The organism is Thalassolituus sp. ST750PaO-4, from assembly GCF_020320405.1.
Lineage (GTDB): Bacteria > Pseudomonadota > Gammaproteobacteria > Pseudomonadales > Oceanobacteraceae > Venatoribacter > Venatoribacter alkanivorans.
The window spans coordinates 652,725-665,538 of the sequence record NZ_JABVCB010000007.1 but is presented as its reverse complement, the minus strand read 5'-3'; the positions used below and the strand labels follow the sequence as shown (position 1 = coordinate 665,538).

Annotated in this window: 9 protein-coding genes; 4 read left to right on the top strand and 5 right to left on the bottom strand. The window is 52.7% G+C overall.

The genetic code is table 11. From position 1 onward, the window contains the following. The first annotated feature begins 63 nt into the window (after positions 1 to 63). On the top strand, positions 64 to 1,479 hold the full coding sequence (locus tag HUF18_RS08800; protein ID WP_225691913.1) for a cache domain-containing protein: 1,416 nt from the start codon (positions 64 to 66) through the stop codon (positions 1,477 to 1,479). Then, complete coding sequence (locus HUF18_RS08795; RefSeq protein ID WP_225691912.1) at positions 1,476 to 2,120, top strand: response regulator; 645 nt, start codon at positions 1,476 to 1,478, stop codon at positions 2,118 to 2,120. Before HUF18_RS08800 ends, HUF18_RS08795 begins: the two co-directional genes overlap by 4 nt. Before the next feature lie 19 nt (positions 2,121 to 2,139). Here the strand turns inward: HUF18_RS08795 and HUF18_RS08790 are convergent, their stop codons facing one another. The 5 genes from HUF18_RS08790 to HUF18_RS08770 are packed head-to-tail and all read right to left on the bottom strand — an operon-like array spanning position 2,140 to position 9,613. Then, the gene (locus HUF18_RS08790) at positions 2,140 to 3,102 is read right to left on the bottom strand and encodes a DUF4124 domain-containing protein (protein WP_225691911.1); all 963 of its coding nucleotides are present in this window, start codon (positions 3,100 to 3,102) and stop codon (positions 2,140 to 2,142) included. After that, the gene (locus HUF18_RS08785) at positions 3,068 to 3,484 is read right to left on the bottom strand and encodes a group II truncated hemoglobin (RefSeq protein ID WP_225691910.1); all 417 of its coding nucleotides are present in this window, start codon (positions 3,482 to 3,484) and stop codon (positions 3,068 to 3,070) included. Before HUF18_RS08785 ends, HUF18_RS08790 begins: the two co-directional genes overlap by 35 nt. After that, entirely contained in the window at positions 3,484 to 7,140 is a 3,657-nt protein-coding gene (locus HUF18_RS08780) for an ATP-binding protein (RefSeq protein WP_225691909.1), read from the bottom strand. The genes HUF18_RS08785 and HUF18_RS08780 overlap by 1 nt, the downstream gene beginning before the upstream one ends. A 5-nt stretch (positions 7,141 to 7,145) precedes the next feature. Further along, complete coding sequence (locus HUF18_RS08775; RefSeq protein WP_225691908.1) at positions 7,146 to 8,108, bottom strand: DUF4194 domain-containing protein; 963 nt, start codon at positions 8,106 to 8,108, stop codon at positions 7,146 to 7,148. Between the two features lie 2 nt (positions 8,109 to 8,110). Next, complete coding sequence (locus tag HUF18_RS08770; RefSeq protein ID WP_225691907.1) at positions 8,111 to 9,613, bottom strand: Wadjet anti-phage system protein JetA family protein; 1,503 nt, start codon at positions 9,611 to 9,613, stop codon at positions 8,111 to 8,113. Between the two features lie 199 nt (positions 9,614 to 9,812). On the opposite strand from HUF18_RS08770, the gene HUF18_RS08765 reads away from it, so the two are divergent. Both HUF18_RS08765 and HUF18_RS08760 read left to right on the top strand, forming a co-directional pair. Next, on the top strand, positions 9,813 to 10,334 hold the full coding sequence (locus tag HUF18_RS08765) for a hypothetical protein (RefSeq protein ID WP_145468987.1): 522 nt from the start codon (positions 9,813 to 9,815) through the stop codon (positions 10,332 to 10,334). A gap of 25 nt (positions 10,335 to 10,359) precedes the next feature. Then, on the top strand, positions 10,360 to 12,801 hold the full coding sequence (locus tag HUF18_RS08760; RefSeq protein ID WP_225691906.1) for a sensor histidine kinase: 2,442 nt from the start codon (positions 10,360 to 10,362) through the stop codon (positions 12,799 to 12,801). Positions 12,802 to 12,814: the final 13 nt, after the last annotated feature.

Here is a 12,814-nt window from a genome sequence, read left to right as displayed (position 1 = left end):
GACAGCAAACGACAGAATCAGGCTCTGAACGGCGACTATCTATCCTTGCCGACAGGTTCTAAGATGAACAATCTTTTAATTCCGCCACGGCCACCGGGTATGAATCTGACGTTAAAAGCCAAGATCCTGCTGCTTACCGTATTACCACTGGTCGCACTCACCCTGACCATTACCTGGATAACCCAGCGCCAGGCACAGCAACTGGCACAGCAACAGGTCGCTATTTTTGAAGAAAACGTACTGGCCAGTAAACGCAAAGCGCTGGTCGATTATGTCAGCCTGGCCATGACATCGATTAATCCGGTTCTGGAAGAACTGGAATATGGCCTCGACCAGTCACGGGCAGAATACGAAATCAAACGCATTCTGCAGGGGCTCACCTACGGTAACGATGGCTACTTTTTTGTTTACGACCAGAACGGTACCAACCTTGTTCACCCGGCACAGCCGGATCTGGTCGGCCAACCCATGATCGATTTTCAGGACGATAACGGCCAGTATGTTATCCGCGATCTGCTGGCGCTGGCGGGTAAAGGTGGTGGGTTTTATCGCTATATCTGGAATAAGCCCTCGTTATCGGGGCAGGAAAACAAGCTCAGTTACGTCGTCAATATTCCTTATCTTAACTGGATGATGGGCACCGGCCTGTACGTTGATGATATCGCCGCTGAAACCCGCTCACTGCAGAATAAAGTGAATACCAATGTACGCCGTACCTTTCTCGCGGCGTCTGTATTGCTGGCCGTTACCCTCGCGCTGGTCGTCATCATCGTTATTATTATTAATATTCATGCCACCCAGCTGGCCGATCAGCGCCTGCAGGATCTGGCGCATCGCTCTGTAGCCTTTCAGGTTATGCAGCGCCGGACGTTTGCCCGAGAGTTGCATGATGGCATTAATCAGATGCTGGTATCCGCCAAATTGCGCTTGAATCTGGCGGATAAAAAATGGCCCCATGAAGATGCCCGTGAGCATCTGCATAAAGCCACCGACATGCTCAATATGTCGATTCAGGAAGTACGCCGGGTATCACACAATCTGCGCCCGGTGATGCTTGATGATCTGGGCCTTGAGGCGGCATTGCACAGTCTGCTCGATAATATCAGCGAGTCGGGAAAAATACGGGTAAAACGGCGTATCCGTTTACCGGAAACCCGCCTGCCCGATGCCATTGAGATGACACTGTATCGTCTGGTACAGGAAGCCATTACCAATGTGCAAAAGCATGCCGAAGCGACTCAGGTCAGCCTGAATATCAGCCATAATCTGCAGAGTATTCTGATTGAAATGGAAGACAACGGCTGCGGGTTTTCTCTCGAAGAAGATCAGAGCGGTATCGGCCTGATGAACATGCGTGAACGGGTTGAACTTGTAGGCGGAAAGTTTAGTGTCCGCAGCCGGCGCACACAGGGTACACTCATTCATGCGGAATTTTTCCTTAATCCGGACACAGCCTTAAGAGAGGCCGATTCATTATGAGCAGCAAACCAATTCGCCTGATTATTGCCGACGACCATCCGATGGTGCGTGAAGGGCTTAAAGTCAGCCTCGAAAGCGAAGGACTGAGCGTGGTCGCCGATGTCAGTAATGGTGAAGAAGCCCTGGCTGCCGCAGCAGAGCACCATCCGGATGTTGTCTTGCTGGATATATCCATGCCGGTCATGAACGGTCTTGAAGCCTGTATCGCCTTTCAGGAACAACTGCCGGATATTCGCCTGCTGATCATTACCATGCATGATGATCGCGAATATATTATGAAAGTTATCCAGGCCGGAGCCGCTGGCTACGTATTAAAAGATGTAGCTCCGGAAGAGCTGATTCTTGCCGTTCAGACCGTACATCAGGGCGGCACTTACTTCAGTTCCAGCGTTGCCAAAACCCTGTTCAGTGAATTTGGCCGCCCCCGCCCGCCCGCCAGCGAAGATGTATTAAGCCCACGCGAAGAAGATGTACTGGCCCGCCTGGCCGAAGGCCTGGGTAATAAAGAAATCGCCCGCGAACTGGATATTTCTGTGCGTACTGTGGAAGCACACCGGCTGAAGATCAAGCAGAAGCTGGGCATCGGTAATTCTGCCGGGTTAATCCGCTACGCGCTGGATCATGGGGTTATCCGCCGCTGAACAGCGGCCGTTTTTACGCTTATTGCAGACGAATTATCGCTGGTTGCCGCATCTCTGTTTTAAGCCAGTTTTCCCAGTGTGTTTTCAGCGCCTGAGAACCACCAATATAGTGTTCATCCAGCAAGTAAAAAGCGCGCATATTCACCCCGCGTTTATAATCCTGCAATAAACGCGTAATCAGGCTGCGGCCATAAGTGGTCGACAGCAGCATATACACCAGCTGCCCTGCCATCTGCTGATTTACCCCACGCCGGTGATTGGCATTGCGCCAGTCGTCACTGCGCACTTCAATAAACTTCAGCACGTCCATCGCCTTGTTCTGGCGGGCAAGAAAGCTGCGGCGGTTACTGTCATGGCTGCCGATCAGAAATCCTTCCGGGCTATAACTGAGTGTTTCCATTTGCTCGGCCATACCTTCATTGAGCCAGTCCGGTAGTATCTGCGCCAGAGAATGCAGAATCGCATGACTGGCTTCATGGCGGATGGTTCTGTAAGTGCTTTCAATTCCGCCCAGAGCATCATCGTGAATAAACACCGCAATCTCATGGGTTTTTGACAGGTATACCCCCAGGGAATTGGCGGCCGAGTATCCGGAAATACGCTTCACAAAGGCCATATATTCACGCTGATCAGCAAGCAGATGAATTTTCACCGGCACCTGGCGGTAAAAATCAAAATAAATCACCTGATCGTAAAAGCGGTAAACCTCATTCACTTCACGCTTGATGCGCGCCAGATCCAGTTGCTGGGCGGCCGACGCCAGACTGCCCTCCTGAATGACGCGGATATCCAATGGCTGCCAGCCATTATTACCCTGCGTTTTCAGTTCCAGTACTTCAGCCTGTTTATGGGGTTTATCAGAAAAATGTACCTGGCCGCGTTCATCAACCCAGCGGTACACGGCTGCCTGAGCGACAGAAACGCTCAGCAGCCAGAAGATAACGAGCTTAATCGCGGCTGCGACTGCGTTCCGCCGGCACATAGAGCTGCTCCAGCAGGTAGGTTTTAAAGTCATCGGCAAAGGGCTGCTTAGCCGCTGCGACTTTCATGCACAGCAACCAGGCGTCGCGCTCCGCCGGACCGATAGGAAACGCCTGATGAAATTTAGGAATCGCAATCGGGCCGTATTTTTCGCTGAACAAACGCGGACCACCGAGCCAGCCACACAAAAATCGCGTCAGTTTATCGGCCGAGGTAGATAAATCGGCCGGATGCATCGCGCGGATATTCGCCGCTTCCGGCAGGGTATCCATCGCCGCATAAAAATCATCAACCAGGGCTTTGATACCATCAAAGCCACCGGCTGCCTGAAAAGACGCATCACCCTGACCATAAGGGCGCTTTTCTTCCACAGAGTCATACATCAGGCAAACTCCTCCATAAAATCGAGCGCCGCCTGATGACGAATGGTGCGACGATGATTCGCCCACAGCTCTTTGACTTTTTCCTGATTGCACTGCTGACGGTCAATCAGCACCCGGGTCTGCAGTTCACCTTTTTTCTGACCGCCGGTCAGCGGTACTTTGGAAAACACAAACTGGTTGGAAATCAGATCCATAAATGGCCCGGATTTACTGGTTGGCATAATAAACAGCAGTTGCAGCCCCAGACTTTCGGTGAGGTAATTAATCACCTCTTTCGAGCGGGTTTCATCCATTTTCGAGAAGGCCTCATCCACCAGCACCACGCGCAGATGGGTATCTCCTTCATTAAAGCGGAAGGCCGAGGTAATGGCCGCCGAGCGGATAATATAAGCCGGAGTTTCCAGCTGACCGCCGGAGCCGGTACCGTACTGGCTCAGTGCAATTGGCTCTTTATTGGCCGGTTGCTTGTAAATTTCGTAGGCACGGTAATTCCGGTAATCGGAAATCCGCTCCAGCTCACGCATTGCTTTCTGCTCATCATCGTCGAGCAGCATGGTCATCAGGTGATCACGCACACGCTTGGAGTTTTTCGACAGATCAGCGGTAAAGAGTGTCGCACCGTCGCCAAGACTCGGGTTCTTGATAATTTCTTCGAAGAACTGCCAGTATTCTTTGTACTCCGGCACCCACTGCCAATCGAACCAGTAGGTTTCCCGGTCAGCACCAAACTGATGGTGTGCCAGTTCTTTATTCAGGTCTTCAAGGATGCGCTTACCATCATTAATCGCCTGATAAATGGAGTGACACAGGTTGGTCACAAAGGCGTTGTTAAAGCTTTCGCGCAGCTGCACCAGTTTGTCCTGTTTCTCCACCAGAATATTATTTTTCAGGCGGTTATAAACGCGCTCAACTTCGCGTTCCAGACCACAAACGGTCTTAAAGAAAGCAACGCTGTGTTCCTGACGGTAATCCGGGGTGTAGACGATAGCATCCGCGGTCTGACAACGAAGATTATGTTCGGCAATATTGCGCTCGATTTCATAAGCCGTGGAATTAAGTTCCTGACTGATGCTTTTACGATGATTTTCAATCGCATCCGCCGGACTTTCCTGCGCTTCGGTATCTGCCGCCGCTAGCCGGGCTTCGGTATCGAATTCCGGCCAGACGCTGACAATATGACGCAGGGCTTCTTCTTTGCTGTCCGCCACTTCAGACGTCTGTTCCTGCTGATCACTCAGGTGCTTGCACTGTTTTTCGCTGTCGTTCAGCTGTTGCTGTAAACGTCCCAGCTCACCATCGAGCTCTTTAATCTGGGCATCCAGATCATCGGCTTTTTCTTTCAGTGCATCGAACTGGCTTTCCAGCTGCGAGAAATCAGACAGATCCACATTGCTTAATGCCTGTTCGGCCTGCTGCATCTGATACTGGGTATCCAGCATCTGCTGCATCTGATCGGCAAAACTCACATGGCGCAGCAGATTCACCGCATCCAGTAATTGCTGAACCTGTTTAAGCTGGTAAGCCGCTTCGTTAGCCTGCTCAACCAGAGCCTCATATTCTGCTTTTTTCGCCGCCAGTGCGCGCTCACGGGCACCCAGACCAAACACCAGTTCGGTATCGTCCAGGTCACAGCGATAAACCGAATAAGCACCGGAACCCAGGCCGTCTTTAGTGACACCACGACGGGTCATACGCAGCGCCTGAGCATCGGCCACCTGTTCAACCGAACCGTAACTGGCTTCGAGGTAATAACGCGCGGTAGCGTGCTCAAATTCCATTAAATGAATAATGGATTTATCGGATAATTTCAGGCGCTCACAGTCTTTTTTCGCTTTTTCGCCCTGAATAACCCGCGCCCGGCTGCCGCCCGGAATAGAACGTAAAATATGCGCCGCTTCGGCTTCAAATACCGATTCCACAATAATGCTGAAACGGGCACCACCGATATAACCTTCAATGGCGCTCTGCCATTGTGGGTCGGTAATTTCCACGTAGTCGGCCAATACGCGCGGATCAGCCTGCGGACATTCGCGGCGAATCGCTTCCAGTGCCTGACGGACAAAACCCGGATAATTCAGCTGACGCGATTCCAGACTGTCGATATCCGCCTGCTTCTGCGCTATGCGGCCCTGAATCTGCTGCAGCTTCTGTTCGCGGCGATCGACCTGCTTGGCAATCTGATCGCGCAGGGAAATACCACTGCTTTCCAGTTCGGTGGAATGGAAACGCTCACGCCACTGGTTAACCAGCATCTGCTGTTGCTGGGCATCATCCAGATGCGCTTCCAGCGGTGACAGATCAACCCAGTCTTTACCCAGCAGTTTGCGGAAATCGACCGCGCCCTGATCTTTAATCGCCAGAACCTGTTTGGCCTGATCGATAATTTTCTTTTGCCCCAGGGTTGGAATTTCCAGACCAATGGAGGTTTTCTGCAGCGCGCCATACACCAGTTCGGTAGCACGCAACGAGGCCTGTAATAACTGGTCCTGCTCCAGCAGCGGAATGGCCTGCTGCTGTAATTGTTTTTTGCCTTCGGCAATGGCTTGTTCGGCAGCGTCTTTATCCTGCAGCGCATCGATACCACGGCGCTGGGCTTCCATGCTGATCAGCTGCTCACGCAACTGCTTGCGGCGTTCCTGTGCGGTTTCCCGTTCTTTTTCTGCTTTATGCAGACGCTCACGGATGCCCTGCTGCTTTTCTTTAGCGGCCAGATACGCCCGCTGATCATTGATATAGCGGCTCTTGGCGGCGGTGTATTCCAGTACGTTGTAGTCGATCCACTGATCGATATAACGCTGTGAGGCACCTTTGGTATTGCTCAGAATGGCGATGGTTTCTGCCAGGGTATTGGCATCCGATTCCATCGCATAAATGGTTTTCATCAGATCGGATACACTGCGGATCGCATCACCCAGATCTTTGGCTTCAAGAATTTCGTTGGCAACAAAACCGTTGATGCTTTTAACCGGTTTATACGCCATAAAACGTGAGAAGGTACGCGCGGCATTCATCGCTTCGCGCTCACTCACCGCATCGGTGCGGCCACGCAGAGCTCCGTACAGACGGCGCAGATATTGTTTTTTGGTATCGTATTTTTCGATATTGCTGGCATCCATGCGCCCTTTCAGATGACCCGGCAATTTATTCAGCTCGATCACATTACGCTGACCGTCTTTATCGTCGTGCAGAAAATCCGACAGCGTCAGCTGTTCGGTGACAATATAAAACTGCAGATCATTCTGGCGCGCCACCGGCTGACTGCCGGCACGATCAATGGATGCACTGACACCAATAATGGCGGTAAAAGGTTCACCACTTTCACCGGCGGCACCATCGGCACCAACGGTCGGATGAAAAACTGCAGCCAGATAGCCTACGGCACCATTCGGGCGGGCATAACTGCCGTCGTCACAACCCAGCACATAAGACGCCAGGGTACGGACGTTTTTACCACGGCCACGCTGGGTCGCTTCGTCCTGACCCGGGTTGTAATGAAACAGCGTATCGTGGGCGGCGGTCATAATGGTCTGAATCGCATCGGCTGCGGTGGTTTTACCCGAGCCGTTACCGCCAGACAGTAAATTAATCGGGCCGAATTCAAATTCGGTTGCCGGAATATTGCCCCAGTTAACGTAAATAAACTTCTTTAAAAACATGACAATTATTCCCCAAACAAACTGGCAGGTTGTTTTTTACTGTCGGCTGCCTGCTCTTCTGTTTCTTCCGGCGCCTGCCCTGCGGCAGTGGCCGTTGATTCTTCTTCTGTGGCTACAGGCTCTTCGGCAGCGGTCGCCACGGTATCTTCTGTTGCCACGCTATCGTCAGTGGCTTCGTCAGTAACCTCTTCAGCAGCACCTTCAAAAACACCTTCGGTCTTTTCGGCAGCCTCTTCTGCTGCAGCCTGCAAAGACTCATCAGTATCCTCAGCGCTGGCGCCTTCTGCGGTTGCACCTGCCTCTGAAGAAACCGGCTGCCCGGCAGCATCCGCATTGTCCTGCTGCTCGTCTTCCATTAATTCCGACAGCACCTGATCGGAGACATAGCTCATAATCATTGGTCGTACACGCAGCCACATATCGCCATCGGTTAAGGTATCTTCGTTGGCAATCTGCACCAGACGTAATTGTTTTAAGCGGCGGAACAGCGCTTTACGCTCAGTCAGGTTTTCCGGCAGAGTGCGTTTCAGCAGATTTTTCATGGCAATGCTGAGCGCTTCCAGCGATACCATGACGCAGCCCTGTTCATCCACCATACCTTCGCGCAGTGCTTTGTCGTATTGCGCGCGCAGCACCAGAATCAACGCCACTTCGTTCTGATTTAAGCGGCTGCGGAATGCCTGGGCACCGCTGTTCTGCGGATCATCCACCATGCCGGGCACCTGGGCACCGGGCGGATATAAACGCACAAACTGAAAACGGCGGTCGTGCTGAATACGGATGCCCAGCAGCGACAGATAATCGCCGATTAATTCTTCCAGTCGCAGGTAGCGGTCGTACAGCTGCTGCTCAATCTGGCTTTCGTCACGGCAGACAACACCATAATCCAGCAGACGTACCAGTAATTCGGAAAAATCACGCTGGCTGAGGCCTTCTTTTTCTAACTCTTTTTCAATGATCTGCAACATATTCAGGACTCTTTCTGCACCAGCTCGAAGGTGAAGTGGTCTTTTTTCAGGAAATACGTGGCGCTGTTTTCAGCCCCGTCAGTACACTCAGTGTCGGCCTGCTCATCGTATTCAATGCGGAATTCAAATTCACTGGATAAACCATCAGCGGCGCCCAGCCCGATGGCATGAGCAACCGCAAGAAAATCTTTGGCATTTTCAATCGGTAATTCACGGGTAGACACTTTACGGCCACTGCCCAGGTGCTTCTGCATATAGGTTTTCAGGGCTTGCTGATTCACCAGGAAGGCCTGATCCAGCACCTGCTGGATATAAATATCCTTACGTGCATCCACATCAAAATCGCCCTGACCATCATCAACGGCGGCATCAATCATGCGACGCTGACGCGGTGCGGCAAGACGCACCTGCCCCGGATCAACCAGTGCAATCTGTGGTACGGCCATACGGTCGGCGGCTTTATCCAGCAAGGCGTTCTGCTGTTTTTCCGGCATTGCTGCCAGACGCTTACAGACCGCCAGTACATCGTTGTGCTGCTGCGACGCCAGATAGCTCATCTGGCGGATAATAATATCGGCGCGCTTGGTAAAGCTTTGCAGCGCTTTGCGCAGGGCCGGCAACATAATGTCGGAGGCATTACGCAGGCGCATTTCAATGCCGTCGAGAATGGTCCAGAGCACCGACTGCCCTTCCTGAGCAATATCCGGTAATAATTCGCGCAGGCGGCGTTCGGCATTGGCTTTAAAGGCTTTATCGCGCTTGCGGATACCATTAATCAGCTGGCTGATCTGATCGCGGTGTTTTTCCACGTTATCGGCCGATAAACGTACCGACAGGTCAGGCTGGAAACGGTTTTCCATAAAGTCGAAGAAGGCTTCGCTGGCACGCTGCACCAGCAGCTGATCTTCCATTTCCCGTACCAGATCACGTTTGCGCTCTTCCAGCTCGGCGATCACATCGGTGAAGTCGCTGATGATGCGCTCGGAATATTCGTAGGCATCCAGCAGATCGTAAATATCGCCACGTTCCAGAAAAGACTCGAGTGAGTTACGGGTATTACGGGTATTACGGTGGCGGGTGCGCGCCATGCTGCGGCTTTCAGCCACAAAGGGTTCGGTAAACAACCGGCCATAACGGCTAAAGGCAAAGGTACTTTGCAGTGTTGCTTCGTCTACCTGCTTTTCGATCCAGCCATGTTCCAGCAGCTGGTTCAGCACCCAAACGGCCTGATCGCGGCTGGTGCGGAAACGGCCTTCGCTGTTGTCGTCACTGGCAGCATCATTCTGCTGCTCATCTGACAGACCTTCGTCCGCCAGCAGTGGCGCACGCACCAGTGCTTCCTGAAAGATTTCAATCAGGGTATCGCGGGCCAGAGCCTGACCGTAATCGGCACTGCTGGAGCTGTACAGGCGTTGGTACAGCTCGCGCAGGCTCTCCATCACCTGAGCACGGTACTTGCCGGTCAACGGGCGGAAAAACTGCCCTCGTTCCTGTTCAAAAAACATACAAAATGTATCTGTAAGGCGGATTAAATGACCGGCTAGATTACTGAAAGCCTGCGCCAATGACCAGCGCCGCGACACATCCCCCGCCAGCCCGCATCAGTACTGACATTATGAAGGCGCTGACGGCATTTCCCCGTGCAAACAGCCGGGGTATACTGCCGGCGTAATGACTCTGTAGGCCACCATTTCAGGACCCTTCATGCAGCCTCACCCGGAACAACAGCATAAAGCCACCTTCTTTCAGGTCGGTACGGAAAAACTGATCGAACTGACACTGGCTACCTTTGGCCTCTACGCGCTGTTCTGGACATACCGCAACTGGCTGCAACTGCAACGCCGTGGTGAAGCGGTTAATCCGTTGCTGCGTACACTGCTGGCTGTTGTCTATCAGTACGATCTTTATCGCCGGATTCATCAGCGTGCACGGGTTGAAAACGCTACTCCGCGCTGGTCGCCTTTACGTATTTACCTGTTGTTTCTGATTTTTACGCTGGTGCCACTGTGGTTACTGGCTACCGATCATCCCTGGGGGATTCTGCTTAACCTGATGACACTGCTGCCCAACCTGCTGGCAAATCAGAGCATCAATCAGATTCACGACAAACATCTGCATTTTTTTGCGCAGAATACTGAGCTTTCAGGCCAGAACTGGGCGGCAATTGTGGCCGGACTGGTCGGCTGGTTGACCCTGCTCACACTGGCACTCGCCTATAACCAGTAACATCTTTTATTTTCAGGATTATTCCATGGCTATAGCCAGTCGCGCGTTATTCCCTCAGCCGCTGCTCCGGGCGCTACCGGTGATGTTTATGCTGCTGTTATTTTCTTTTACCCAGCACAGCAGTGCCCTGGCGTCGGATCCCGCACCGCACACACAAAACGACAAAACCTCCGCTAGCCTGCCGCTGTTACCGCCGGTCTTAAACCTGAATATGCCGGGCGATTTCAGCATCGGCCGCCACAGTCAGTGGCTGGAAGATCCGCATCGCAGCCTGACGCCGGATGCCGCCATGCTGACGGACAGCTGGCAGAACAGTAAATCCGACAGTCTGAATTTTGGCTTCAGCGATTCAGCCTTCTGGTTGCGCACTTCGCTCAGCACCGGCAGCCTGGATGACTGGTACCTGTGGAACCGCTACTCACTGCTCGATCAGGTCGATATGTACCTGTGCCCGCGCCCCTACAACAACAGCAGTGAATGTGTACACAAGCAGGCCGGTGATTTACAGCCGTTCGACATCAACCGCGATGTATCGCACCCGAACACCATTATTCACCTGCCGACCGACAAGGGGCACGACTACCTGTTGTTACTGCGCGTTGAAACCCACGGCACGTATCAGTTACCGGCCAGTCTGGTCGACAGTCAGACGCTGCATAACGAACTGCTGATGAACAACATCCTGCGTGGCGGCTACTACGCCACCATGCTGGTAATGGGCCTTTATAACCTGTTTATTTTCTTCGCTACCCGCGAGCGCAGTTACTTCTATTACTCGGCGTTTGTGCTGTCGTTCCTGTTATTTCATATGACTTATGAAGGTTCAGCCTTCCAGTTCTTCTGGCCAGAACTGCCGATGATTAATAACAGCGCGTTTCTGCTGGCGTTCTCTGTGAATCAGCTGATTCTGTGTTTCTTTGTGCCCAATTTTTTACGCCTGAAGCAACACAGCCCGGCAGCCTACCGGTTGTTCCGTGTATACACCGCGATCACGCTCGTCACCCTGCTGATGATTCCGCTGCTGCATTACGAAGTAATGGTGCCGATTAATAATCTTCTCAGCATGCTGATAACCGCATCGGCTCTTATTGTCAGCATCCGTGTCTGGATTGGCGGCGAATCAGCCGCACGCTTCTTCACCATTGCCTGGATCATGCTGATAACCGGACTGATTCTGGCCAATGCCCGCAGCCTGGGCCTGATTCCGACCAATACCTTTACTCTGTACGCCTATCAGATTGGCTCCTTTATGGAAGTCATTCTGCTGTCGCTGGCGCTGGGTGAGCGTATTATGCGTCTGCAGAAAGATCAGCTGGCGGCGCGTAAAGCGATGCTGAAAAGCCAGGAAGATGCCATTCAGTATCTGCGCGACTACGAAGACCTGTATCAGAACTCACTGACCGGAAAGTTCCAGCTCGACGAAGAAGGTTTTTTCCTCAAAACCAACCCGGCCTGGCGCACGATGCTGGGTTACAGCGAGCAGAATCATTTCAGCAATGACAACCCGAGCTTTGACAGCCTGATCGCCGAAGCCTCACAGCGCCGGGCCCTGTGGCGCAAACTGCGCGACAGCGGACGTGTACAGGCTTTTGTTGTTGCCATTATTCAGCCCCTGACCGGCGAACGCCTGATGGTGTCACTGACCATCCGCAAACGCGCACCGGGCGAACGTGCCGCCTGGATTGGCTCCGGCCAGAACGTCACCGAACAGTATCAACAGGAGCAGGAGCTGATGCACCTGCAAAAAGAAAAGACCCTCGCACTGCGCCAGCTGGTGATGGGCATTGCCCACGAAATGAATACGCCACTGGGCAATATCCGTCTGGCCGAAAGCTTCTTAACCGAGCACCACGATGACTGGAGTGCCGACGAAGCCCAGCAACAACTGCAGCAAGGGCTGGTGCATATTCACGATGGTATTGAGCGCCTCAACAGCCTTAACCAACTGATGAAAAATGCCGTAGTACTGGAAAACCAGTACGCCAGCGAAATCATCGAGCTGCGCCCATGGCTCGAACAATGGCGTAATACCAACAGCCAGCAACATCCGCAGGTAAAACTGCGTACCGGTATTCACAGTTATCTGACCGAATGGCAAACCTACCCGGAAGCCCTCGACATTATTCTCAATCAGCTGGTTGATAACTCCTGCGTGCACAACCGGGAGCAGGAAGCCGAAGGCAAACTGCAGATCAGCGTTGATTTACGCGAACGTGGTGAACATCTGGAGCTGCATTATCAGGATAATGGTAAAGGCATCGACGCCGAGCAGCGTGAAGCCATCTTTATGCCGTTCTATACCACCCAGCGCTCTTCAGCACGCAGCAAAGGTCTGGGTCTGTACCAGACGTATAATCTGCTCACCGAACTGTTGCATGGCCATATCGACTGGCCGGACGACGCCGAAGGGTTTTATCTGGTGGTGCGTTTTCCGCTGCCGGCGGAACATAATGACAGCGGTGCATAGAACCTGATTTATA

Bases quoted from the DNA above. Each gene is read 5' to 3' on its own strand.
- HUF18_RS08770 (WP_225691907.1), bottom strand. From the start codon at position 9,613: ATGTTTTTTGAACAGGAACGAGGGCAGTTTTTCCGCCCGTTGACCGGC.
- HUF18_RS08795 (WP_225691912.1), top strand. From the start codon at position 1,476: ATGAGCAGCAAACCAATTCGCCTGATTATTGCCGACGACCATCCGATG.
- HUF18_RS08765 (WP_145468987.1), top strand. From the start codon at position 9,813: ATGCAGCCTCACCCGGAACAACAGCATAAAGCCACCTTCTTTCAGGTC.
- HUF18_RS08800 (WP_225691913.1), top strand. From the start codon at position 64: ATGAACAATCTTTTAATTCCGCCACGGCCACCGGGTATGAATCTGACG.
- HUF18_RS08780 (WP_225691909.1), bottom strand. From the start codon at position 7,140: ATGTTTTTAAAGAAGTTTATTTACGTTAACTGGGGCAATATTCCGGCA.
- HUF18_RS08775 (WP_225691908.1), bottom strand. From the start codon at position 8,108: ATGTTGCAGATCATTGAAAAAGAGTTAGAAAAAGAAGGCCTCAGCCAG.
- HUF18_RS08760 (WP_225691906.1), top strand. From the start codon at position 10,360: ATGGCTATAGCCAGTCGCGCGTTATTCCCTCAGCCGCTGCTCCGGGCG.
- HUF18_RS08790 (WP_225691911.1), bottom strand. From the start codon at position 3,102: ATGTGCCGGCGGAACGCAGTCGCAGCCGCGATTAAGCTCGTTATCTTC.
- HUF18_RS08785 (WP_225691910.1), bottom strand. From the start codon at position 3,484: ATGTATGACTCTGTGGAAGAAAAGCGCCCTTATGGTCAGGGTGATGCG.